A 24,284-nucleotide genomic window follows, 5' to 3' on the forward strand; every position below is an offset into this window, starting at 1 on the left:
AAATTGGCCTACATCGCTATTCCCATTCGATTGTTGAAGGCGGCTTGCTCGTAATATCATACACGATGCGGTTAACATGTGCGACTTCGTTTACAATACGGACTGAGATTTTTTGTAAGACATCCCAAGGGATTCTAGCAAAATCAGCAGTCATACCATCAATTGAAGTAACACCACGGATACCAACTGTGTAGTCATAAGTACGTCCATCGCCCATCACACCAACACTTCTAATGCCCGGTAAGACAGTAAAGTATTGCCAGATTTCACGATCAAGACCAGCATTTTTAATTTCTTCACGTAAAATTAAATCACTATCTCTAACGATTGTTAATTTTTCTTCAGTAATTTCACCAAGAACACGAATTCCAAGACCAGGGCCTGGGAATGGTTGACGCCATACTAATTCTTCACTCATACCCATTTTTTCGCCAAGTTCACGAACTTCATCTTTGAATAATGTTCGCAATGGTTCGATTAAGCTAAATTGCATATCATCAGGAAGGCCACCAACATTATGATGAGATTTAATTGTTTGGGCAGTATCTGTCCCAGATTCAATCACATCAGTGTAAAGTGTTCCTTGAGCCAAGAAGTCAATTCCTTTTAACTTAGTAGCTTCATCATCAAAGACACGGATGAATTCATTACCAATTGTTTTACGTTTCGTTTCAGGATCAGAAATTCCTTCTAATTTACCTAAGAAACGTTCTTGAGCATCAACTTTAATGATATTCAAGCCAAATTTACCGCCAAGCATTTCCATAACTTGATCAGCTTCATTTTTACGAAGTAAACCATGATCAACGAAAATACTTGTTAGTTGGTTACCAATTGCTTTGTGCAATAAAACACCAACAACTGAAGAATCAACCCCACCTGATAAACCAAGAAGGACTTTTTTATCACCAACAGTTTCGCGGATTTTAGCAATTTGTAAATCAATAAAATCAGCCATTGACCAGTTACTTTCAGCTTCACAAACATCAAATGCGAAACGACGTAAAATGTCATCCCCAAATTCAGTGTTGCGAACTTCAGTATGGAATTGAAGGCCATAGAATTTCTTATCAAGATTTTGCATTGCAGAAATAGGACAGTTAACAGAAGTTGCAACTGATGTAAAACCATCAGGAACTTCTGTTACTAAGTCACCATGACTCATCCAAACTGTTTGTTCAGCTGGTAATCCTTTGAATAAAGTTCCTTCTGGATTAGTAACCTCAATTTCAGCCTTACCATATTCTTTGTTATCTGCACTTTCAACTTTACCACCTGGCATTGTATATGCCATTAGTTGCATACCGTAACAGATACCTAAGATAGGAATACCTAATTCAAAGATTTCAGGATCTACTCTGAGTGCATCTTCATCATAAACACTATTTGGGCCACCAGAAAAAATGATACCTTTAGGGGCAATCTCTTTTATTTCGGCTGCACTAATCTTGTGTGATAACAATTCAGAATAAATTCCGAATTCACGTACACGACGAGTAATTAATTGATTATATTGACTACCAAAATCAAGAACGATAATTTTGTCGAAATCTTGCATGCTAACGTTGGCCAAAAATAGTCACCTCTTCATATTTTTTAGTTTCTTATTACGTCTATTCTACTGATTGAAACCCACTTGGTCAATCGTTTGATTTAATTTTCATGAAAATCTGTGAAAATATCTCTATTTTCTAATATTTGCGTAAATAAACGGTATTAATTCGATGCTCATCTGTCTTCTCTAAAATAAGATCAGCACGATTTCTGGTTGGTAAAATGAACTCTTGTAAGTTCTTTAAATTCACGGTTTTCCAGACATTACGTGCCAACTTAAATGCTTCATCGTGGTTACCAATCGCATAATCATAATAGTAATTTCCAGGTTTCTGAAAAGAGGTGTTCAAAAGAACACCAAAACGTTCCAAATACCATTTTTCAATTAAGTCAGCATCAGCATCAACATAAATTGAATAATCAAAGAAATCACTAACATACAATTGTTGGTTACTTGGTAATTGTAAAACATTAATCCCTTCAACAATCAAAATATCTGGTTGATTAATTGTTTGTACCATTCCAGGTACAATATCATAACTATCATGTGAATATACTGGTGCTTCAGTTTTCAGACCACTTTTCACGTCGTTTAAAAATAGAATTAGTTTTTCCATGTCATAACTTTCTGGAAAACCTTTACGGTCCAAGATATTCTGGTGAATTAGTGTTTCATTAGGATATAAAAAGCCATCCGTTGTAATTGCTTGAACCTTTTTTGTTGGGTATAACGCTGTGAGTAATAATTGCAACAAACGTGCCGTTGTACTTTTACCCACTGCAACACTACCCGTAATTCCAATCACAAAAGGCCATTTTTGATCTTTAATTCCTAGAAAATCTGCTTTTTTTGATTGCAAATCTTGCTTACCCAACAATGTCATATTTAATAAATGAACCAATGGCATGTAAATTTCCTGCACATCTTGAACTGATATCTTATCATTAACAGATTGAATTTCATTCAATTTTTGTTGTGACAAATCAATCTGTTTCGTTTTATAAAAGCCACGCCATTCATCCCTTGGAATTTTATAATAATTCATTTGTTTATCCATTTTAACAATCCTCTAATAAAAATGACCTATCAGTTTCCGCAATAGGTCATTTCTTCCATAGCTTATTTTAAACTATATAAACTTTTTGAAACATGGTCAAATAATGGTGATAATTCTTTTTCAGCATAAACAGTTAGTCGATGCATTGCTCTTGAACAAATCGTATAAACTAATTGACGCTCGTCTTCTTCATGATAGTTAATCTTTGAAGCGCCCCACATAACAACCGCATCAAATTCCAAACCTTTAGCTAGGAAAGCTGGCACAATAATCGTTCCATCGGCCAAACGTTGATTTTCCGTTTTAATCAATGTAACTGGCACGCCCTCGGCTTGTAATTGTTCATACAATTCTGTACATTCAGCTAATGATTTAGCGATGATTGCCGTTGTTAGATGATCATCCACATTTTGTTGTACTTGTTTTTCTAAATCGTGAACTAATTTATCAGAATTATTATCCACAGTCATTGTGGGTAAGTCACCTTGTCGGTTAAATGACGTCACTGATTCACCATTTATCAACACTTCTTTTGTGAAATCTGTGATTTGTTGTGTTGAACGATATGATTTCGTCAATTGCACGACTTTGGTTTTATCAGCTGGGAATAAATGTCCCAATTCTGATAGTAAACTCTTACTATTTTCTTTTGTGAAAATAGCCTGGTTTAAATCACCAAGCAGTGTAAACTTAGCTCTTGGGAACCCTTCCTTCAAGAAAGCTAATTGAAATGCCGTGTAGTCTTGAATTTCATCAATAAAGACGTAACGGACATCTGTTTCACCATGCTTACCCGTCATACGATCAAATAAGTATAAGTATGGCGTAACGTCATGCATCGATATTTGACGATTTTTTAAACGTGACACAACTTCAGCCACATCTGCTTGCCATTCTTCTACAGTAACATTATAGTCACTCAAATTAAGATACTTAGGCACATTGTGTAAAAAGTTCACATATTGTGAACTGATATTTAAGAATCGATTGCGCACAATTGCTCTGTGCACACTTGTAAATTGGCGCATAACTAAAGTACGCGTTAAGAAACGCATTTCTTTATCACCGCTTGCAAATTCGCGGTCTTGGTCTCCATACAAATCATTCAATTGTTCTTTAGACATATCTTGAATTGCTTTTTCAACCCATTCTAACTTAGCCTCAGCTTCAATTCGACGATTCAATAATTTAACTAATGATTCACGTGTTGCTTCTAATCTTGTCCGTAAATGATAATTTTCATTATATTTATAGTAGATACCTTTTATTTTATCTTTTGAAATAAAGACTTCATTATTGAATTTAATATCTCTGAACTTCATGTCTGCTTGTTCCAAATGTTCTGAATAAGCAGTTGAGGCATTAAAGAATGCCAAACTATTTTTCAGAACTTGAATACGTTTTTTAGCAGGCGCATTGTCTTCTTCAAAGCGTTCTTGTAACGTTTCAACTTGCATATTTGGTAAACGTCTTGATGCATATTGGAAATAAGTCATTTGAACCATATTTTGTTCACCAAGTTCTGGCAACACTTGATCAATATAATCATTAAATAATTGATTAGGTGAGAATAAAACAACTTGACTAGCTGTTAAATTACCGCGGTAACGGTACAGCAAGTAAGCCACACGTTGTAATACAGCTGAGGTTTTACCCGAACCAGCTGCACCTTGAACAAATAATAATTCAGCTTTTACATCTCGAATAATTTGATTTTGTTCCTTCTGAATCGTCGTTACGATACTCTTCATCTTTGTATCAGCAGAATCATTCAAGACGTCTAATAACATCTGATCACCAACAGCTTCATCAGTATCAAATATCGTTTCAATTTGGCCATCTTCAATTACGAATTGACGTTTCAATGAAACATCTACTGTTTGATCACCATCAGGAGTTTGGTAAGTGACATCACCTAGTCCGCCATCGTAATAAACACTCGATATGGGTGCACGCCAATCATAAACCATAAAGTGTTCAGGTCGATCAGCAAAAGAGCCCAAGCCAATATAGATTGTTTCTTTTTTATTAGTTCCTTCTTGAATGTTTAAACGTGCAAAATAAGGTTTCTTTTCTAATTTCTTTAAAATGTCTAAACGAGAAGTTGCGTTTTTCCAACTCGTTTCACGTTCAGCTAATAACTGTTGTTGCTGACGAACAGACATTGCTGTATCAATCATTCCAGTGTATGTTGTCGTATTGATATGAACATCACTTGTAAATTCGCCATTAATCGATCGTGCTTCACTTTCAGCGTACTTTATTTCATTTTGACGTTTAACTTCAGCATCTTTTATTTTAACAATAACATCATCAAGATGTGCTTGTTCTTCGATTTTAATTTCATCAGCCATTTCTCAATACCCCACTTTACATGATTTTATTAGGCCTAATAGTGTATCATTTTTTTATAATCAACTCAAATAGGCAACTAATTGAACTTATTTCTTATTTGGTAGGAATTGGTCAACTACGATTCCAACAGCTAATCCAATTAATGTTGCGACAGCAATTTTACTTATCACAATCCCAATAATTAGACCAATTAAAGTTGTCATTCCTGCAATTAAAGTGTGTCTAGTCATATTGACCTCCAAAAATTTAATATATCTAGTATACCAGTATCGAAACCTGTTTAACACTGGTGACCTCTTATAGTGAGACAAATCTTAATAAAAGCTAAATATCAGTTAAAATAATAGCCTTTTTTTTAATTTCAGTTTAATATAATGAGTAAGACTAAAACGATTGGAGGGCCTGACAATGTTCGAACAAGCTTGGTTTTTCTTCACCCATTTCGAAAATTATTTAGGACCTCTTTTCCAGACTTTAGGTAACTGGAGTTACTTAATTCTTTTTGTACTTATCTTTGCCGAAACAGGTCTTGTTGTTTTTCCTTTTCTACCTGGTGAGTCGCTACTCTTTTTCACTAGTTCCATTGCCGCCTACTCAACAGATACCATTGATATTCGGGTATTAGTCCCAATATTCTTTTTTGCCGCACTCTCTGGAGATGCCGTGAATTTTGAAATTGGTCGACATTTAAATAAATTACCTTTCTTTAAAAAAAGAATCCCCCCTGAAAAGATGGAAATCGCCAAAAGTTTTTTCAAAAAACATGGTGCAAAAACAGTCGTATTTGGACGCTTTATCCCATTAATTAGAACTTTTGTGCCACTTATTTCTGGTACTATTCAAATGAATTACAGACATTTTAGTATTTTCAACTTAATTGGCGTCTCACTTTGGGTAGCCATTGGAAGTGGCGTCGGTTACTACTTCGGCGCAATTCCATTTGTTAAGGATCATTTTTCTATTATTTTCCTTTCAATTGCCGGGATAGCATTACTTCCAGTGGTCTTAGCTGGGTTAGTACAACTTACGAAATTTTTACTTAGAAAAAAACTTGATGCTAAATTCTAGGATAAGCTTTTTAGAATAATCGTTTTCTTTAGCGTATAATGGGGCTATCACATAAACTTCAGGAGGTTCTCATGCCATTTACAGTCTATCTCGTTCGCCATGGTCAAACCATTTTCAATAAATATAATCGGATGCAAGGTTGGTCCGATTCACCACTTACAGAAAAAGGCATTAACGACGGCCACACTACTGGAAAAAAATTATCACAAATTCAGTTTGCTAATGCATACAGTAGTGATACAACCCGCGCAAATCGTACAGCTAACTACATTTTATCTGAAAATGAAAACTCTTCAGATTTAATTGTTACAACATCTGAGTTTCTTAGAGAGCAAGGCTATGGTTACTATGAAGGTGCCGATTCTTCTCAAGCTTGGTTTGTTGTTGGTAAGCCACATGGCGCTGCTAATTTCACTGAGATTTTGCAAAAATTTTCAATTGAAGAGGCACGTGACTTCTTCAAAGAAATCGATCCTTTCCATGATGCTGAAGACGATGCCGATTTTTGGGCACGTCGTAATAAAGGTTTTGATTTATTGCGTAAAGATGCTAAAGATGGCGATAACGTTTTAGTTGTCAGTCATGGGACAACAATCAGAAGTATCGTTTCTCATTTTGCACCCGAAATTGATATTACAATGAGCCCTAAAAACGGTAGTGTAACTAAGTTAATCGTTGATGACAATTCAGTTAAAGTTGAATATTTCAATCATCACGATGATGATAAAATCTAAATAAAAAAGGAGTAACCAATTTTTAAAATTGGTTACTCCTTTTAGTTTAAATTGATTTACGTTGTGTCTTGTAATCGATAACTTCTTTTTCAGATAAATTACCTAATTCTTGTAATTTATCTTCAATAATATTTAAAACAATATTACGATCAGCTTCATTTTCAACAAAATCGTATTTATCGCCATCAATAACTAAAAATTCAGAAACGTCATATTCTTTTTCCCAATCTTCATAATAGCGAAGTAATGTTTTATAGTATTCAACCAATGAGTGGTCAGTTTCAATTTGTTCATAATCACGGCCACGTTTTTGAATACGATTAACCATTGTTTCATAAGAAACTTTAATCATAACCATCAAATCGGGTGATTTTTTATGTGCAGCATAAGGTAACTCTTCAAGCATATTTTCTAATAAATCTTGATAGATGTTATATTCAACAGTTGTGGCATTACCCATTTCTGTATTCATCTTCATAAAAATAGCATCTTCATAAATTGAACGATCAAGAACATTATTATCTTCTTGCATTGCTGCTTTAATCATTCTGAAACGACGATTCAAAAAGAAAGTTTGTAATAAGTAAGCGTAGGGATTTGTTGCTTCCTTATCCCCTGCTTCACGTTTTTTTGCAGCGATTTCGTTACCTTTGTAAAATAAAGGTAATACCGGGTTATCTGTAACAGGTTCGTAAAAAGCCTCTACCCCAAGTTCTTCAGATAAAATTTTTGTCATACTAGATTTTCCTGAACCAATAATACCAGCCAACGTAATCAAAATAATAAACACTCCTTCTTGAATAGTTAATACAATTTATGCAGTTAAAACAATTAGATTTAGACTTGTAATTAATATCTCATTCGGTATCATCTTACTAGTAGTCATAAATAATCTCATATTTTAATTCTCCGTTTATTTAGTATACATTGGATTAAATAAAATAAAAGTCTTTTCTTTTTCTAAAATTAATGCATTAAGTGAGACTATTCATCAAAAACCAGACAGCTCTAAGTACCTTTTTTATTTACAAATTAAATATTTATTTATGAAAGGATTTCATATGTCATTTACCGTTTATATGGTTCGTCATGGCCAAACTTTTTTTAACTCTTTCCAGAGAATGCAAGGCTGGTGTGACTCTCCACTTACAGATAAGGGAATCAACGATGCCACCCATTCAGGAAAACTTTTACGCGATAAATCATTTAATGCCATTTATCGAAGTGACACAATGCGTACAAAAAAAACACTAAGCCATATTTTAAGTGAAACGAATGTTGAAGAAAATGCACAGTTAACACCAATTGAAACAGCACTTTTTAGAGAAGAATATTATGGCTCATTTGAAGGCCAAGATACTGCAGCTGTTATGCAAACAGTTGGTACACCTTTTAATTGTCAAACCTTCAATGATATTCTTGAAAAATATTCCATCGAAGACTCACGTGATTTCATAAAAAGTGCTGACCCTTTTAATTTAGCTGAAAATGACCAAGAATTTTGGAATCGCTATGATCATGCTTTTGATTTTTTACGCACTAACCAAAATAATAATGACAACGTTCTATTAGTTGGTCACGGGACAGCAATTAGAAGTATCGTTTCACGATACGCACCTAATATTGATATATCATCTAGTCCTAAAAATGGTAGCGTCACTAAATTAATCGTTCATCACGATACAATTGAAGTTAGCTATTATGGTAATTTTGGCGAACAACCCATCTAAATAAAGAGAGGTGAATACTCAGTTTTAAAAACTGAATATTCACCTCTTTTTTATTTTTTTAATACCATCCCTTTATATAAGGTAACTGTTACCCAATAATATCCCAAATAGAGAACTGCAAAAATAATAAATGGAATCGTTATATGTGAATATGGATCTGGAATTAATTCCTTGAACATTTGTAGTCCGAATAAAACGTGGATTACACCGACAATTCCAGGTAAGAAGAATAAGATGCCAATTTCGCGCCTAATTGATTTTTTCATTAGTCGTTGCTTAGCGCCTAATTGGTTCAATAAATCATATCGTTTTTTATCCGTTGCCGCACTAGACAATATTTTAAACATAAGAACACTTGCTAACATTGCCAACATCGCAACGCCTAAGAAGAATCCAATGAATTCTAATCCGCCATAAATGCCGTTAGCCAACTGATATACGACATACTTATTCATAAAATAAGATGAATTATCTAACTGATTTTTAGGTATTTCTTCGCTCAATGCTTTTAAGATTTCTTTATTATCTTTAAATGATGCTAACCTAACAGTATGGATACGTTGTGTCTTCGCCGAAACAGCTGAAAATGATGCGTCAGAGACAAGTACTGGATTTAACATATCAGGGGATTCCAATGTAGTTCTAACAGCATTTCCCCATAGATTATCCTCATTTTTAGCTGTCATTTTGGCAGGGTCAACTTTAATAAATTTACCGGTAGCCGTTCCCGTTTCCGTGAAATCAAGCGTGTACAATGGTGATTTCACAAAGTCAGATTTTTTAAAATAACGGACAGAACCAACTTTTTTTGCTTCATAAATGGACTCTTTTTTATCAGTCAATTGACTAAGTAATTTTTTCTCTTTTGTTGATGGATTTTGGACAACAACATCATATGGGGAAGTAGAAGTAGCTGTTTGATCAACCACACCAGAGAATCCCATCCCAACAGTTATTGCGCCTAATGCTAGTGCAAATAACATCGCAACCATTGTTAGAACCCGATTTAATGAACCTAATCGAAAGCTAAGTTGCCCTAATAAAAAGGTATTTAATTGCTTTTCAGAAAATCCCTTATTACGTTTTAATAATTGAACCAATCCACTAAATAATGAATTGAAAATTAAAAATGTCCCAATCAAAATTGTTACGACTGACCCAATAAATCCAGCCATTTGAAACAGTGCTAAATGACTTAATAAATAATAGCCACTTGCAATTAAACCTAATCCTAAGATACTTTGAATTAAGATATTATAAGATTTTAGCTTTTTACCTTGTGGTTGTTCTGCTTCATTTAATAATTTTAAGATAGGCGTTCTTAACAAGCTTTGTCGATTAAATATAGCAGCAATCATGAAAAGAATAACGAAGAAAAGCATTGTTATTAGGATTGCTGGGAAATAAAAAGCTTGAAAAGAATGCGGTGCAAGATCCATTTTATCTACTAAAAATTGGCTAACGCCATATGTCAGTCCAATACCAACTAAAATACCAACAGCTGTTGCAATTAAGCCAATAATTAAAGTTTCAGTGAAAATTAAGCGCCCAATCTTACGCTTTTTAGCGCCTAGCATCATGAACATCCCATAATCTCTTTGACGCATGCTCATTAAAAATGTATTCGCATAGATAATATAAAACAGTGTAATAATTGCAAGTAGTACAGAACCTACTTGGAAAATCATTGCTGCAAATTTTATCGTCGCATTTTGTTTAATAAATTCTTGATTAGTTGCTAATGCTTCAAACATGTAAAAGATTGCTGAAGCCATAATGAGTCCTGATAACAAGATTAGATAATCTTTAAAGCGACTCTTAATTCCAGTTAAGGATAATTTTAATAACATATTGTTTCCTCCCTTCTTAAAATTATTGTTCACTCTTAGCTAGTTCATTTAAAATTTCTTGATAAAACTCTGTTCGCGTATTCGTTCCTTGAATCAATTCTCGACCAATCTTACCATCTTTAATAAAGAGAATTCGTTGACAGTAACTCGCACTAACAGCGTCATGAGTCACCATCAAAATTGATACTTGATCATTTTTATTTAAACTTTCCATCGTTGATAGGAGTGACTTTGCACTTTTAGAATCCAAAGCACCTGTTGGTTCATCTGCTAATAAGATTGCAGGATTATGGACTAAAGCACGAGCTGCTGCAACTCGTTGCTTTTGGCCACCAGATAATTCAGTTGGAAATTGTCCAAGAACACTATCTATCCCCAGTGTTTTCGTTAATTTATCAATACGTTCTTGATATTTAGAAATAGACGCATTCTGTAATGATAGTGGCAATGTTATATTTTCAGCTGCCGTTAAGTTATCTAGCAGGTTAAAACTTTGGAAAATAAAGCCAATTTGTTGTGCTCTAAAATCTGATAGTTTATCGCCACGCATCATTGAGATATCCTGATTATTAATCTCAATTTGTCCTGAAGTCGGCTGGTCTAGTGTTGATAATAAGTTAAGTAATGTTGATTTACCTGATCCTGATGCCCCCATGATACCAATAAATTCACCCTGTTCGACAGAAAAATTAATCCCTTTTAAGGCTTCCGTTTTCTTCTCTTTATTCTTACCGTAGACTTTTTTAACATCTTTTGCGCTTACAACTATTTCTTTCATTTTATTAGTCCTCCATTTATATTTATCATTTTACTATATGTGTACTATTATACATAGTACACATTAAATAGCAATTTTTATTATCGTTAATTCTTAACTTAATTCTCATTAAAACGATTACATTTTATATTAATTTAATTTTTCATGGAAATTAATTAGTCAGTTCACTATACTTATAAATTGTTAGTTTAATTTACATAGTTATTTATCACGGGAGGTACTTATGGAAAACGAGAAAAAAACATTTATATCGTGGCCAGTTTTGGCATTAATGTCATTCGTAACAGTTATTGGCTTCGACGATATCGTCTATAACTTTCAAAATCAAGGTATGGGCGTTATTACATCTTGGATCATTTTATTGCTATTATATGTAATTCCCTATTCTTTAATGGTAGGACAATTAGGTTCCGTCTTTAATTCAGAAGGTGGCGGTTTAAGTTCATGGGTTCGCGGAACTCGTGGCGAAAAACTAGGTTACTTTACGGCATGGACTTATTGGGCTGCTTCGATTCCTTACGTTGTTGATACCGCTAATTCAGTCGTTGTTGGCTTTGGTTGGTTATTTAACGGAAGTAATGCACTCGAAGATAGTTTATCAACAGCTATGTTCGCGTTAATAACATTAGTAATCTTCGTTGGTTTCATTTTTGTTCAACGTTTCTTCAAAGGTTCATTAGAATTTTTAGGTCTTATTGGTGGTGGTACCATGTTCATCCTCACAATTTTATATGTTGTAATGGCATTTGGCTCATTATTAACACCTTCAGGTCGTATTGCAACAACAAATATGAGCTGGCACACACTAATTCCTAAATTTGATTTACATTATTTCACAACAATTGGTTTATTAATTTATGCGATTAATGGTGCAGAATTAATTGCGCCATTTGTCACAAAAATGAAAAAACCTAAAAAAGATTTCCCTAAAGCCATGATTATGTTAACCGTTATGACAATCTTCTTAACAGTTTTCGGCTCATTCGCACTTGGGATTTTCTTCAATGCCCATAACATTCCTAATGATTTTAAAATGAATGGTTCGTACTACGCATTCCTTCGTTTAGGAGATCAATTTCATATGGGTAGTTGGTTAATGTATGCCTTCGCTATTACTCAAATTGTGTACATGTGTGCTCTTCTAGCTGTTCTTCTTGACGCTATGACTCGCATGCTTATCTCTGACACAGGCGCTCGTTATATGCCTAAGAAATTACTTAAAGTTAACAAAGATGGTTTACCAATTAATGGGTACATTTTAACTTGTACTTTAAGTGCCTTCATTCTCTTCTTGGGTGTCTTCTTGCCAGATATGAATACAATCTTTAATTGGTTACTGAACTTGAATGGAATTATTTCACCAGGTGTCACTTGTTGGATTTTCTTCGCCTTCATGCAGATCCGTAAAAATAGTGCTAAATATCCATCAGAATATGTCTTCATTAAAAATGACAAATTAGCTTACGCTGTTGGTTTATGGTGCTTAGTTGTTACTGTTTTGGCAACAGTCTTTGGGATTATTCCTCAAGATGTCGAGATGGGTAGCTCACTATTCTACTACCAGTTAGCCATCAATATTATTAGTGTCGTTGTTCTTATCGGTCTTGGATTCATTATGCCAATGATTGCTGAACGTGAACGTAAAAGAGATGGTATTAAAGATTAAATTCAAAAACGCTATGACTACTTAATTAAAAGTAGTCATAGCGTTTTTGAATTTAATCTTTTATTATTATGCCATCTACACCTATTGACTCACAAATCGTTAAAAACCTCACATCTTCTAGATTTTCAAAATGAACGTGATAGTATTTAAACCACTCACGATATTCTTTATAGGTTGTTATAATTTGATTGGCCTCATTTTTATCATTTTTTAAATCATTGAATAGCGCTCTACGATCCTCATTAAATCCATAAAATGCTGTGTAAGTCGCAATACTTTCAAGAAACACATCAGAAATAATTTCCCAACTCATTTGATTCTCCGGAATATTTCTTTCCTCTAATAATAGCCTCACATCATACGGTAATGCGTTTACATTTTTTATTCCTTCACCTAAACTCATTCGATTACCCCCCGATAATTGCAATTAATATACCACACCCTTCTCATCGATAACAAGCACTTGGCTTGTTATCTATTTTAATTTTTTCTGCGTCTTATAAAAACAAAAAAAGCTTAACAATATTGTTAAGCTTGCCGTATATTTTAAGTTCGCATTTTAAGTTAAATTAATTTTATATTCTAACTTTTTTTTACTTAATTTCTTGTATGATAGCATTTCTTAATTATTACTTGCATATGCTTGTTGACCATCATACCATTCACAGACAGTTAGAAATCTTAATTTCGAAAAACAATTAACATTAGCCTGATATTTTTCGAACCAATTACGATAATACCGATATTGCTTAATTAACTGCGCGGCCTCTTCTGGATTTTGTTTCAATTCATCAAATAGCTGCTTTCTATCATCGTTAAATCCATAGAATTCAGTAAAATTAATTGTACTTTTAATAAATAAATCGAATAATACGGCTAAATCATTATCTTTTTCGCAGAGACGCCCCTCTTGAAAAAGTAATTGTACATCATACGGTAATTCTTTGTACGCTTCATTATATACTTCTGTATCATCTATCATGTTGGGTGCTCCCATTCTCCCCACCATATAAAACCCTTTGTTCCACATAACGTTTTAGTTGAACCTTTTATTCATTCCCAAATCAAAAAATAGTTATGTCGTTACCTAATTCTAATACATCTAGTATACATTATTTTATGCATAATTACCTAAAATTTTTATACTTCCTTTAATATATTTAAGATACTCATACAATTAATAGTTTACACCCTTTTTAAAATCAAAAAAGACCTTTTCAAAAATTCTTGAAAAGATCTTTCTGATTTATTATTCAGCTTCTTCTGCCAAAGTATTGGCAGCTCGTTCCTTATACATAGGGATTTCATCTTCACTTGCTAAAACAAAATGTTCTGGCGAAATTTCAACCATTCGACGTTTTTTACCATCTGCCTCAACTGACGAATCGTATGGTACTGGAATGCGATTACGTTCAAATTCAGGGTCAGGAACAGGAACGGCCGAGATTAAACTGGCTGTATAATCGTGTAAAGGATGTGTATATATTTCGTCTGCAGGAGCTATTTCTAATAACTTACCATAATGCATCACACCAATTCGATCACTGATATATTTAACCATTGATAAATCATGTGCAATAAACAAATATGTTAAGTTATGTTCAATTTGTAATTCCTTCAACAAATTAACAACCTGCGCTTGAATTGAAACATCTAATGCAGAAATAGGTTCATCTGCGATGATAAACTTAGGTTCTACAGCTAAAGCACGAGCAATACCAATACGTTGGCGTTGGCCACCTGAAAATTCATGGGGGTAGCGGCTAGAATGATCTTTATTCAATCCAACTGTTTCTAATAATTCTTCAACACGTTTCGCACGTGCTTCATCATTGGCAGCTAAATGGTGAATATCTATTCCTTCTGCCACAATATCTTTAACTTTCATTCGTGGATTTAGTGATGCATATGGATCTTGAAAAATCATTTGCATGTCACGGCGAAATTGTAATTTATCTTTTTTAGACTTAATTTTACGAATATCAACACCATCAAAATCAATTTTACCATCAGTTGGTTCATATAAATTGATGATACTACGACCTGTTGTTGTTTTACCAGACCCTGACTCGCCCACCAAGCCAAATGTCTCGCCTTCATAAATATCAAATGAAATATCATCGATAGCTTTCACTTCGTCTGGTTTGCCGACATTAAAATATTGTTTTAAATGACGGACTTTTAAAATTTTATTTTTCTTTTGTTCCACTATGTTCAGCTCCCCTTCCTTAGTTTTCTACCAAATTTTGATTCGCTTTAATTTTTGTTTCTTGTTGTTTTGCAAAAATTTTATACCGTCTTTGAATTTCAACTGGCGGCGTTACTTTAGGTGCATCTGGATGCAACAACCATGTAGCTGCTGCATGTGTTGGTGAAACATCGAAGAATGGTGGTTGTTGTTCTGTATCAATCTTCATAGCGTACTCATTCCGAGCGGCAAATGCATCCCCTTTTGGTGGATCCAATAAATCAGGAGGTGTACCTGGAATTGCGTACAGATGTTCACTATCAAGTGTTGGCATTGAATTCAATAAGCCCCAAGTATATGGATGTTGTGGGTTATAAAAGACCTCATCGACTGTCCCATATTCAACAATCCGACCTGCATACATAACCGCTACACGATTAGCCATACCAGCAACAACCCCTAGATCATGGGTAATGAAAATAATTGATGTTTCAATTTTTGCTTGTAATTCTTTCATTAATTCCAAAATCTGTGCTTGGATGGTTACATCTAAAGCTGTTGTTGGTTCATCAGCAATTAAAATTTCTGGATAACAAACTAATGAAATCGCAATAACAATTCGTTGGCGTTGACCACCAGAAAATTGATGTGGATAGTCCTTAAAGCGTTTTTTAGCATCTGTAATCCCAACTAACTTCAAAATTTCCAAGGCTTGCGCCATTGCTTTTTCTTTTTTTACATGTTTATGCTTCATTAATGGTTCAGCAATTTGTCTACCAATTCTCATAGTAGGATCTAAAGAAGTCATTGGGTCTTGGAAAATCATTGCGATATCTTTACCACGAATGTTTTCCATTTGTTTTTCTGATTTTTTAAGTAAATCTTCACCATGAAAAAGAATTTCTCCACCCATAACTTCTGCATTATTAGCTAATAATCCCATTAAACTTTTTGTTGTAACGGATTTACCGGAACCTGATTCACCAACGATTGCTAAAGTTTCACCTTTAGCCAGATGAAAACTAACATCACGTATGGCTTTAACATCTCCAGCATACGTATGAAAATTAATTTCTAGATTGTTAACTTCTAAAATATTTTCTGCCATTTTTCAACACCTACTCTTTCGTTTTTGGATCAAAGGCATCACGGAGTCCATCACCTAATAAGTTGAAGGCAACCATGATAATACATAAAACAATTGCTGGATACCACATTTGGTATGGTAAAAACTGGAAATTCTTTTGACCATCATTCAATAATGACCCAAGTGAAGCTTGAGGAGCACTAATCCCAATTCCGATGAAACTTAAGAAAGCTTCGAAGAAAATAGCACTAGGAATTGTAAACATTGTTTGAATAATAATCACACTCGATAAGTTAGGTAGTAAATGTTTCACTGCAATTTTTACGGGTGACTCGCCTAAAGTTCGAGCTGCAAGAATATATTCTTGATCTTTTAATTTCAACGTTTGTGCCCGAACTAATCGAGCCATCGTTGTCCAACCAGTCACTGCAATTGCTAAAATAATTGATGTTAAACCTGGTTTGAAAACCAATAACATTAAAACAATAACGACCAAGTTAGGTACCGATGAAATAATTTCGATGATTCGCTGCATGAATGTATCAACACGTCCGCCACGCCAACCGGACAAGATTCCATAAGCAACACCGACTCCTAAATCGACTAATGCAGCAACTAGTGCCACGATTAAGGAAATCTTAGTTCCATACATAATTCTTGATAACAAATCACGTCCAAAAACATCCGTTCCTAAAATAAAGTATTTATCTTTTGGAATACTATTTTGTTCATAAGCATCATACCAGCTACCTGATGATGTTTTTAACTTTCCATTTAATCCATCTATTGGTACACCAGGAATTTTAGGTGGTAAATTTGTATACTCAACATTTTGTTCTGTTGCACTATGTGGTGCTAAAATGGGGGATCCAAATGCCAAAATAAAAATTGCAACCAGGACCCAAAGTGAGATAAAAGCCCCTTTATTTTTCTTCAACCGACGCCAAGCATCCTGAACGAAAGTCAACGACGGTGCAGCAATTTTTTCATTATCAATAGCGTTATTTTTATCTAACGGTTCAAATGCATCTACTGGTAGGTCAATTTTATCTGCCATCGTTAATTTCTCCTTCCAGTTAATCGAATTCTTGGGTCAATAATACCGTAAATGATATCTGTTAATAAGATAACAACTACTAGTCCAGCTGAATAAAGCATTGTAACACCCATGATTGTGGGGAAATCATTTGTCAAAATTGATTTTACGAATTGTTCACCAATTCCAGGAATTGAGAATATATTTTCAACAACCATTGAACCAGTCATTAATGCAACCGTATAAGGGCCGATTAATGTTACTAAAGGAATTAAACTATTACGTAAAGCATGGTGGAATACAACGCCAAACTTTGTTAATCCTTTAGCCTTAGCCAGTTCAATGTAATCACTGCTTAGGACATCCACCATCTCGGTTCGAATGAACCTGGCCGTCTCCGCCAGTGGGCCAACCCCTAAAGCAATTGTCGGTAGAATCGTGTAACTGAATCCGCCCCAATCAGCAATTGGTAACCAGCCTAACTTTAATCCTACGTAATACTGTAATAAAACAGCTAAGACGAAAGAAGGAATTGAGATACCTAAGATTGATAAAATTGTTGAAGAAGTATCAATCCAAGTATTTTTGTTAATCGCACCAATGGCACCAATCACAATTCCAATAACTATTCCGAAGATGATAGCTTGTAATCCAAGTTGTCCGGATGGTCCAATACGGCTTGAAATTAGGTATGACACAGGTTGATTACTGTATTGGAATGACGTTCCTAAATCACCCTTAACTAATCCCACTAAGTAAATGAGATATTGTTGCCATACGGGTTTATTCAATCCATATTGTTCATTCATAATCTGTAATTGCTCAGTTGTCATTTTTTGCTGATTCGCATAAGGTGATCCAGGCATTAACTTCATTAAAAAGAAGGTAATGGTTGCGACTAAAAACAACGTCAGTAGCATATAAAAAATTCGTTTAACTAGGTATTTACCCATAATTCTGACCCTCACTTTTGCTTTATTATGTAATTAAAACAAGTCAGAATTAGCCGTGGTAGCTAACTCTCACTTGTTAAATTTTAACACGTTAATTAATTATTTAGTAACATAAGCATCTTTGAAATTGTAATTGATACCAGCTCCATTGTAGATAACACCTTTAACTGTTGATCTTAATAATTGAGCTTGAGCCATTTGGTAAAGAGGTGCAATTCCTTGATCTTTCATCAAGATTTTTTCAGCCTTAACTAAATCATCCCAACGTTTATCTGCATTACTTGCATCTGTTGTTTTTGAAGCTTTAATCAATGCATCATATTCACTATTTTTCCATTTACCTGCATTTTGTGAATTATCTGAAGTAAATAAATCTAAGAATGAGATTGGGTCTGAGAAATCAGCACCCCATGCTGTAACAACAATATCGAAATCACCACTAGTTGATTTTGCTAAACGTGATTTGAATGGGATATTTGTTAATGTTACATCCGCACCATCTAAGTTATCTTCAATCGCATTTTGTAAAAATTCATTTGTTTTCTTAGCTTTATCAGTATCATCACTTAGAAGTGAGAAACTAGCTTTTGTAACACCAACTTCTTTTAATCCTGCTTTCCATAATTCTTTTGCTTTTGCAATGTCTGTATTTGCAGTTGATTTAACGGTTGATTCTTTTGCAAAATCTTCGCCTGTTTTAGGATTTGAAGCAAGACCTGATGATACTAAACCTGTCGCAACAGTTGAGCCATCCCCTAAAATTTTATCAACAAATTGTTTTCTGTTGATAACTAATGAAATAGCTTGACGAATCTTTTGGTTATTAAATAATTTATTCTTTTGATTGTATTGTAAGTAGAACGTTGATGCTTGTTTACGTGTGATATAGTCTTTATCTGTTTTCAATGTTTTAGCTTGTTCAGCAGATAAATTCGTCATATCTAATTTTTGACTTTGGTATAAATTATAGCTTGTTGTATTATCTTTAGAAACTTGGAAATTCATTTGTGTTAGCTTAACTGCTTTTTTATCCCAATAAGTGTCATTTTTCTTTAGGTCCCAAGTTAAGTTAGTTCCTGTCCAATCATTTAATGTAAATGGACCATTGTAAACCATGTATTTGCTTTGTGTGCCATATTTAGAACCATACTTTTCAACAACTTTTTGATTTTGTGGATAGAACGTTGGGAAGCCCATCAATAATTTGAAATATGGTACTTTTTTATCAAGTGTTACAACTAATGTATGTTTGTCAGTTGCTTTGATTCCCAATGTTGATGGCGCCATCTTACCCGCGCTGATTGCATCATAATTTTTAATCCCTGAGAAGAGGTAACCATATTGTGAAGCTGTCTTAGGATTAACGGTCCGTTGCCATGAATAAACAAAATCTTTAGCCGTTACATCGTCTCCGTTGCTCCATTTTGAATCACGAAGTTTAAATGTATAAGTCATGCCATCTTTTGAAACGGTTGTTTTAGTTGCAAGTGCATTTGACACTTTACTGTTCTTACCAATTCTGTATAAACCTTCATTAGTATTGTTCAACATGTTAAAGCTAACTGTATCCGTTGCTGTCGATAAATCCATCGATGGTAATTCAGCTGTTTCAGACCAATTAATAACCTGTTTATCAGCGAGTTCTTTACTATCTGAAGATGAAGATTTAGATCCACACGCTGCCAAGACAATGACAGACAATGCTAGCACACCACTTAATTTCAAAACTGACTTTAACTTCATAATATGACCTCTCCTTTTTTATTTACCTTTTCTTAACGTAGGTTTATCTTACATTAGAAAAAGATTAAAATCAACATTAAACTCTAATTTAATTAAAAAGAGATTCAAGCGCCTTTAAAAAAGCCGTTTAACTATATAAAATATTCAACTCATAACATTTGCACGTTGTTAAAATGAGAGTTTGGCCATTTTTATTCATTAATTCTCATTTAATTCAGTTAACTTATTTTGATGTTCGAATATTTTTTTGAATAAATGTTATACTTAACCTATTAATTAAGTTCCACGAGGAGGTTCTCATGAAAGAAACTTATTCTACAGAAATACCAGTTATTGACGTTTTCATTGCTGGTATCGAAAAACAACGTGAAAATTTAGATTATACAATGTCTGAATTAGCTGCATTAGTCGAAGCTAACAACATGCATGCTGTTGAAGACATTCGTCAGAAATTAGATCGACCAACTGCTGCCCTTTACTTTGGTAAAGGTAAAGCTGAAGAATTCAAGACTGAAAGTGAAGCACAAGGTGTGAAAATTTTAGTTGTAAACGACGAATTATCACCAACTCAAATTCGTAACCTTGAAGCTGCATCAGGTATGGAAGTTATGGATCGTACAGGCCTGATTTTAGCTATTTTTGCTTCAAGAGCACAATCACGCGAAGCAAAACTCCAAGTTCAAATGGCTCAACTTCAATATCAGTTACCTCGTTTAAGAGGGATGCAAGATAAACTAGATCAACAATCTGGTGGTGGACTCGCTAACCGTGGTGCTGGCGAAACGAAGATTGAATTAGATCGTCGTGTGATTGAAAATCGGATTAACCACATTAAAAAAGATCTTGCTGAAATGGACAAAGAAGAATCTACTAGACGTAAACAACGTGATAAATCTGGTATTCCGACTGTTGCATTAGTTGGTTATACTAATTCAGGTAAATCAACGACAATGAACGGCTTGCTTCGTCTAATCGGACAAGATGATGACAAACAAGTTTTTGAAAAGAATATGTTGTTTGCTACATTAGATACAAGTGTCCGTAATATTCAATTTGAAGATAAAAAACAAATTTTATTGAGCGATACTGTTGGTTTTGTCAGCAAATTGCCTCACCAATTAGTAAAAGCTTTCCGTACAACCTTGGCTGAAGCTGCACAAGCTGATTTACTTATCCAAGTGATTGACGTGGCTGATAAACATGCTGAGGAAATGATTCAAACAACTGAAGATACATTAAAAGCTATTGGCGTCGAAAACATTCCGATGATTTATGCCTATAATAAAGCTGATTTAGCAAATATTGATTATCCTACTTTCTCAGATGATAAATTCACTTATAGTGCGCGTGATGAAAAATCACTTAATCAATTAGTAGATATCATTAAAAAGAATGTCTTTAAAGATAACGAAATTATGACTGTTCTTATCCCATTTGATAAAGGTCAACTTGTTGATTTAATCAATGAAAAGGCAACTATCTTAGAAACAGATTATGAAGAATCAGGTACAAAATTAAAGATTGATGCAACAAAAACTATTGCAACCCAATTGCAAGATTACATCGTTTAAAATAATTCTATAAAAAGAGTGCGTGAATCGGTCTGAAATAGCCGATTCACGCACTCTTTTTTGTCGTCATAATCATATCTAGTTTATTGCATGATTCCCGCTGTTATGCTAAAATGCAACTATTCATTTTAGAAAAGGAGGATTCAATTTTGGAAAAAAAACCAGCAGTTGGACTTAACAGATCGTTAGGTCTATGGTCAGCATTATCAATCGTAATCGGAACTGTTATTGGTTCTGGTATCTTCTTTAAACAAGCTTCGGTACTTGACTACACCGGCTCTACTACAAATGCCCTGCTCGCATGGCTATGTGGTGGTATCATAACCTTAACCGCTGGACTAACTGTTGCTGAAATTGGATCTCAAATTCCAGAAACCGGTGGATTATATATCTACATGGAAAAAATTTACGGTAAAATTTGGGGTTTCTTAGCTGGTTGGATGCAAGTTATCGTGTATGGACCAGCTATGATTGCTGCGTTAGGCGCGTACCTTGCTATTTTAATAGTAGATTTCTTTAGTATTCCAGCTGGTTATTCTCATTTAATCGCATTAATTGCAGTCATTTCTATTGGCTTCCTAAATATGCTATCAAATCGTTATGGTGCTTCATTCCAGATTATTACAACTATTTGTAAATTATTCCCTATTGCTGCTATTATTATTTTTGGTTTATTTTTTGGCAATGCAAATGCACTTGGCCAATCTGTTGCAACTGTCAGTCACTCTACAAATAATTTTGGTGTTGGTATACTAGCTACTTTATTTGCTTATGATGGTTGGATTCTGATTGCTAATATGGGTGATGAAATTAAAAATCCTAAAAAGACATTACCTAGAGCTATTGTTTTAGGAATTTCAATTGTTCTTCTTATTTATATTCTTGTTTCGTTCAGTATTATGCGTGTCATGCCTGCTAGTCAAATCCATCAACTAGGCGAAAATGCAACACCACAATTTGCTAAGATTGCCTTTGGCCAACTTGGTGGAAAAATTATGAATATCGGTGTCATTATTTCTATTCTTGGTTGTATGAACGGTAAAATCATGACATTCCCTCGAATTATGTGGGCAATGGGTAAGAACAAACAATTACCTTTCCATAAAGAAATATCTTATTTACATCCAAAATCACATTCACCTGTTATTGCAACATGTGTGGCTTTAAGTATTGCAGCGATTATGATTTTATTTTTTGATGCTGATCGCTTATCTGAAATTTGTATTTTTACAGTTTATTGCTTTTATGTTATGACTTTCGTCGGCCTCTTTATCTTACGCCGTCGGAATAAAGGAACAGATTTAAAACGTGTTTTCTCAGTTCCATTGTTCCCCATAACACCTATTGTTGCTATCTTAGGTGCAGCCTTCGTTTTAGTTAGCGAAGTTCAATCAGATATTGTAGGTGTTTTAATTTCATTTACAATTGTTGCACTTGGTATCCCGGTTTATTTATACGAAACACATAAAAATAAAGATCTATAATAAAAAATGTGTAATGACAGCTATTGTCATTACACATTTTTATTTTTAATTCATCATTTTCCGGGAAAAGGATTATTCACAAAAAGTTGTGTATAAAATTTAATTTCTTGCAAAGTCTGAGCAATTTTATTTTTTGTATAATCTGTTAACTTAGCATCGTTATTTAGTTGTCCATCTTCATTAAATGTTTGATCAACTATTCCCAATAATGTTGGCGTAGGCAACGTGATAAATCCTAATCGATTCAAAATAGGTACTAATTCAGCTGTTGCAAATTGTGCACCGCGCATGTTATCTGAGTAGCCCACAATCTTAACTGGTTTACGTTGCCCTTCAAAAGCCAAATAATCGATTGCATTTTTCAAAACGGCTGGAATAGCATGATTATATTCAGGCGTTAAGATAATAAAGCCATCTGCCGCAGCTACATCCGCTATCCATCGTGCTTCATTTTCAGGTAGTTGTCGATTTTCATTTTGCATAGGTGCCAATTTTTCGTGGAAGAAGGTTAACTGATAGTCACTTAATTTTAGAAATGAAAATTCAACATTATCCTGATTTTTTGCTACTCCTTCAATATACTTAATGACCCTTTTACCAATAGAATTCTCTCTTGAACTCCCTAGAATAACAGCAATTTTCACCATGACATCATCTTCTTTCTAATTTATTTTTCAATCAAACAAACCGTCATTTTATGCCGATTCTACTAACTAATAAAAATGGTTGCTAAAATCTATATAGATTTCAACAACCATTTTTATTTTATTGTCTACGCTAAGCGTCTTTCTAAGTATCTTGAAACCAATGATAGTGCATAACAAACGACGAAGTACATCACTGCTAAAGCGACGAACATTGGAATAACATAATTAGTATTTTGACCGTATACTAATTGTGCATGATACAGTAACTCTGGTAAAACAATGATAGTAGCCAATGACGTATCTTTAATTAATGAGATAAATTGACTAACCAATGGTGGAATCATTTTCTTTAAAGCTTGTGGTAAGACAATCACACGCAGACCTTGCCAATAAGTTAGACCATTTGCGCGAGCACCTTCCATTTGTCCGGGTTCAACAGCTTGAATACCACTTCGAATGATTTCAGCTAACATTGCTGATTCGAAAACGGTCATCGCTAACGTTGCTGACCAGAAAATTGATAACCGAATACCAACATTTGCTAAGCCAAAATAAACGAAAAATAAGATTAAAAGTAATGGTAAATTTCGAATTAAATCAATTATAAAACCAACTATAGCAGATAAACGTTTTACTTTAATATATCGTGTTAGGCCTAGAATAGCGCCAATTATAAAACTGAAAATAATTGAAATAACTGAAACTTCGATTGTTACTAATAATCCTTGTAGTAAGTAGCGAATATTTTCCCAACTATATGCTGCAATAAAATCTGACATATT

Annotated in this window: 22 protein-coding genes; 6 read left to right on the plus strand and 16 right to left on the minus strand. The window is 34.0% G+C overall.

Annotation, left to right across the window (positions count from 1 at the left end):
* Positions 1–16: 16 nt before the first annotated feature.
* From guaA to AC1RPU_RS00415, 4 genes are all read right to left on the minus strand, one after another.
* Positions 17–1,558: a glutamine-hydrolyzing GMP synthase gene (gene guaA / locus AC1RPU_RS00400; RefSeq protein ID WP_481761138.1), complete on the minus strand. Its 1,542-nt coding sequence runs from the start codon at positions 1,556–1,558 to the stop codon at positions 17–19.
* Between the two features lie 133 nt (positions 1,559–1,691).
* Positions 1,692–2,612, minus strand: coding sequence for a type I pantothenate kinase (gene coaA, locus AC1RPU_RS00405; RefSeq protein WP_481760911.1), 921 nt, complete (start codon positions 2,610–2,612; stop codon positions 1,692–1,694).
* A gap of 62 nt (positions 2,613–2,674) precedes the next feature.
* Entirely contained in the window at positions 2,675–4,966 is a 2,292-nt protein-coding gene (gene helD / locus AC1RPU_RS00410; protein ID WP_481760912.1) for an RNA polymerase recycling motor HelD, read from the minus strand.
* Positions 4,967–5,053: 87 nt separating this feature from the next.
* Positions 5,054–5,197 (minus strand): hypothetical protein, encoded by a 144-nt coding sequence (locus tag AC1RPU_RS00415; RefSeq protein WP_481760913.1) that lies wholly within the window; start codon positions 5,195–5,197, stop codon positions 5,054–5,056.
* Positions 5,198–5,375: 178 nt separating this feature from the next.
* Between AC1RPU_RS00415 and AC1RPU_RS00420 the strand changes: the two genes are divergently transcribed.
* Positions 5,376–6,035, plus strand: coding sequence for a VTT domain-containing protein (locus tag AC1RPU_RS00420; RefSeq protein WP_481760914.1), 660 nt, complete (start codon positions 5,376–5,378; stop codon positions 6,033–6,035).
* Positions 6,036–6,106: 71 nt separating this feature from the next.
* Entirely contained in the window at positions 6,107–6,769 is a 663-nt protein-coding gene (locus AC1RPU_RS00425) for a histidine phosphatase family protein (protein WP_481760915.1), read from the plus strand.
* 46 nt (positions 6,770–6,815) lie between these two features.
* On the opposite strand, the gene AC1RPU_RS00430 is transcribed toward AC1RPU_RS00425, so the two are convergent.
* Positions 6,816–7,547, minus strand: a complete 732-nt coding sequence (locus tag AC1RPU_RS00430; RefSeq protein ID WP_481760916.1) for a deoxynucleoside kinase — start codon at positions 7,545–7,547, stop codon at positions 6,816–6,818.
* 268 nt (positions 7,548–7,815) lie between these two features.
* Between AC1RPU_RS00430 and AC1RPU_RS00435 the strand changes: the two genes are divergently transcribed.
* A complete protein-coding gene (locus AC1RPU_RS00435) occupies positions 7,816–8,499 on the plus strand; it encodes a histidine phosphatase family protein (RefSeq protein ID WP_481760917.1) in 684 nt (227 codons plus the stop codon).
* Positions 8,500–8,549: 50 nt separating this feature from the next.
* On the opposite strand, the gene AC1RPU_RS00440 is transcribed toward AC1RPU_RS00435, so the two are convergent.
* Both AC1RPU_RS00440 and AC1RPU_RS00445 read right to left on the minus strand, forming a co-directional pair.
* Positions 8,550–10,349, minus strand: coding sequence for an ABC transporter permease (locus AC1RPU_RS00440; RefSeq protein ID WP_481760918.1), 1,800 nt, complete (start codon positions 10,347–10,349; stop codon positions 8,550–8,552).
* 22 nt (positions 10,350–10,371) lie between these two features.
* The gene (locus AC1RPU_RS00445) at positions 10,372–11,127 is read right to left on the minus strand and encodes an ABC transporter ATP-binding protein (protein ID WP_481760919.1); all 756 of its coding nucleotides are present in this window, start codon (positions 11,125–11,127) and stop codon (positions 10,372–10,374) included.
* 223 nt (positions 11,128–11,350) lie between these two features.
* On the opposite strand from AC1RPU_RS00445, the gene AC1RPU_RS00450 reads away from it, so the two are divergent.
* A complete protein-coding gene (locus AC1RPU_RS00450; protein ID WP_481760920.1) occupies positions 11,351–12,793 on the plus strand; it encodes an APC family permease in 1,443 nt (480 codons plus the stop codon).
* Between the two features lie 52 nt (positions 12,794–12,845).
* Here AC1RPU_RS00450 and AC1RPU_RS00455 read toward each other — a convergent pair whose 3' ends face one another.
* From AC1RPU_RS00455 to AC1RPU_RS00485, 7 genes are all read right to left on the minus strand, one after another.
* Positions 12,846–13,196, minus strand: coding sequence for a hypothetical protein (locus AC1RPU_RS00455; protein WP_481760921.1), 351 nt, complete (start codon positions 13,194–13,196; stop codon positions 12,846–12,848).
* A gap of 219 nt (positions 13,197–13,415) precedes the next feature.
* Complete coding sequence (locus tag AC1RPU_RS00460; protein WP_481760922.1) at positions 13,416–13,775, minus strand: hypothetical protein; 360 nt, start codon at positions 13,773–13,775, stop codon at positions 13,416–13,418.
* A 267-nt stretch (positions 13,776–14,042) separates the two neighbouring features.
* Positions 14,043–15,002: an ABC transporter ATP-binding protein gene (locus AC1RPU_RS00465; RefSeq protein ID WP_481760923.1), complete on the minus strand. Its 960-nt coding sequence runs from the start codon at positions 15,000–15,002 to the stop codon at positions 14,043–14,045.
* Between the two features lie 19 nt (positions 15,003–15,021).
* Positions 15,022–16,089 carry an ABC transporter ATP-binding protein gene (locus tag AC1RPU_RS00470; protein ID WP_481760924.1) on the minus strand — a complete coding sequence of 356 codons (1,068 nt, stop codon included), beginning with the start codon at positions 16,087–16,089 and terminating at the stop codon, positions 15,022–15,024.
* A 10-nt stretch (positions 16,090–16,099) separates the two neighbouring features.
* The gene (gene opp3C / locus AC1RPU_RS00475; RefSeq protein WP_481760925.1) at positions 16,100–17,125 is read right to left on the minus strand and encodes an oligopeptide ABC transporter permease; all 1,026 of its coding nucleotides are present in this window, start codon (positions 17,123–17,125) and stop codon (positions 16,100–16,102) included.
* Between the two features lie 2 nt (positions 17,126–17,127).
* A complete protein-coding gene (gene opp3b, locus AC1RPU_RS00480) occupies positions 17,128–18,057 on the minus strand; it encodes an oligopeptide ABC transporter permease (protein ID WP_409021660.1) in 930 nt (309 codons plus the stop codon).
* A 99-nt stretch (positions 18,058–18,156) separates the two neighbouring features.
* Positions 18,157–19,800 carry a peptide ABC transporter substrate-binding protein gene (locus AC1RPU_RS00485; protein WP_481760926.1) on the minus strand — a complete coding sequence of 548 codons (1,644 nt, stop codon included), beginning with the start codon at positions 19,798–19,800 and terminating at the stop codon, positions 18,157–18,159.
* 299 nt (positions 19,801–20,099) lie between these two features.
* On the opposite strand from AC1RPU_RS00485, the gene hflX reads away from it, so the two are divergent.
* Positions 20,100–21,371 carry a GTPase HflX gene (gene hflX, locus AC1RPU_RS00490; RefSeq protein WP_481760927.1) on the plus strand — a complete coding sequence of 424 codons (1,272 nt, stop codon included), beginning with the start codon at positions 20,100–20,102 and terminating at the stop codon, positions 21,369–21,371.
* 146 nt (positions 21,372–21,517) lie between these two features.
* Positions 21,518–22,855, plus strand: a complete 1,338-nt coding sequence (locus AC1RPU_RS00495) for an APC family permease (RefSeq protein ID WP_481761139.1) — start codon at positions 21,518–21,520, stop codon at positions 22,853–22,855.
* 53 nt (positions 22,856–22,908) lie between these two features.
* Here the strand turns inward: AC1RPU_RS00495 and AC1RPU_RS00500 are convergent, their stop codons facing one another.
* On the minus strand, positions 22,909–23,502 hold the full coding sequence (locus tag AC1RPU_RS00500) for an NADPH-dependent FMN reductase (RefSeq protein WP_481760928.1): 594 nt from the start codon (positions 23,500–23,502) through the stop codon (positions 22,909–22,911).
* 125 nt (positions 23,503–23,627) lie between these two features.
* The gene (locus tag AC1RPU_RS00505; protein ID WP_409021664.1) at positions 23,628–24,281 is read right to left on the minus strand and encodes an amino acid ABC transporter permease; all 654 of its coding nucleotides are present in this window, start codon (positions 24,279–24,281) and stop codon (positions 23,628–23,630) included.
* Positions 24,282–24,284 lie beyond the last annotated feature (3 nt).

It is taken from the genome of Dellaglioa sp. CoH-55-MRSF-7, assembly GCF_056782235.1.

Excerpts from the sequence above, each read along its gene's own strand:
- guaA (WP_481761138.1), bottom strand. The coding sequence starts at position 1,558 with ATGCAAGATTTCGACAAAATTATCGTTCTTGATTTTGGTAGTCAATAT.
- coaA (WP_481760911.1), bottom strand. The coding sequence starts at position 2,612 with ATGGATAAACAAATGAATTATTATAAAATTCCAAGGGATGAATGGCGT.
- helD (WP_481760912.1), bottom strand. The coding sequence starts at position 4,966 with ATGGCTGATGAAATTAAAATCGAAGAACAAGCACATCTTGATGATGTT.
- AC1RPU_RS00415 (WP_481760913.1), bottom strand. The coding sequence starts at position 5,197 with ATGACTAGACACACTTTAATTGCAGGAATGACAACTTTAATTGGTCTA.
- AC1RPU_RS00420 (WP_481760914.1), top strand. The coding sequence starts at position 5,376 with ATGTTCGAACAAGCTTGGTTTTTCTTCACCCATTTCGAAAATTATTTA.
- AC1RPU_RS00425 (WP_481760915.1), top strand. The coding sequence starts at position 6,107 with ATGCCATTTACAGTCTATCTCGTTCGCCATGGTCAAACCATTTTCAAT.
- AC1RPU_RS00435 (WP_481760917.1), top strand. The coding sequence starts at position 7,816 with ATGAAAGGATTTCATATGTCATTTACCGTTTATATGGTTCGTCATGGC.
- AC1RPU_RS00440 (WP_481760918.1), bottom strand. The coding sequence starts at position 10,349 with ATGTTATTAAAATTATCCTTAACTGGAATTAAGAGTCGCTTTAAAGAT.
- AC1RPU_RS00445 (WP_481760919.1), bottom strand. The coding sequence starts at position 11,127 with ATGAAAGAAATAGTTGTAAGCGCAAAAGATGTTAAAAAAGTCTACGGT.
- AC1RPU_RS00450 (WP_481760920.1), top strand. The coding sequence starts at position 11,351 with ATGGAAAACGAGAAAAAAACATTTATATCGTGGCCAGTTTTGGCATTA.
- AC1RPU_RS00455 (WP_481760921.1), bottom strand. The coding sequence starts at position 13,196 with ATGAGTTTAGGTGAAGGAATAAAAAATGTAAACGCATTACCGTATGAT.
- AC1RPU_RS00460 (WP_481760922.1), bottom strand. The coding sequence starts at position 13,775 with ATGATAGATGATACAGAAGTATATAATGAAGCGTACAAAGAATTACCG.
- AC1RPU_RS00470 (WP_481760924.1), bottom strand. The coding sequence starts at position 16,089 with ATGGCAGAAAATATTTTAGAAGTTAACAATCTAGAAATTAATTTTCAT.
- opp3C (WP_481760925.1), bottom strand. The coding sequence starts at position 17,125 with ATGGCAGATAAAATTGACCTACCAGTAGATGCATTTGAACCGTTAGAT.
- opp3b (WP_409021660.1), bottom strand. The coding sequence starts at position 18,057 with ATGGGTAAATACCTAGTTAAACGAATTTTTTATATGCTACTGACGTTG.
- AC1RPU_RS00485 (WP_481760926.1), bottom strand. The coding sequence starts at position 19,800 with ATGAAGTTAAAGTCAGTTTTGAAATTAAGTGGTGTGCTAGCATTGTCT.
- hflX (WP_481760927.1), top strand. The coding sequence starts at position 20,100 with ATGAAAGAAACTTATTCTACAGAAATACCAGTTATTGACGTTTTCATT.
- AC1RPU_RS00500 (WP_481760928.1), bottom strand. The coding sequence starts at position 23,502 with ATGGTGAAAATTGCTGTTATTCTAGGGAGTTCAAGAGAGAATTCTATT.
- AC1RPU_RS00505 (WP_409021664.1), bottom strand. The coding sequence starts at position 24,281 with ATGTCAGATTTTATTGCAGCATATAGTTGGGAAAATATTCGCTACTTA.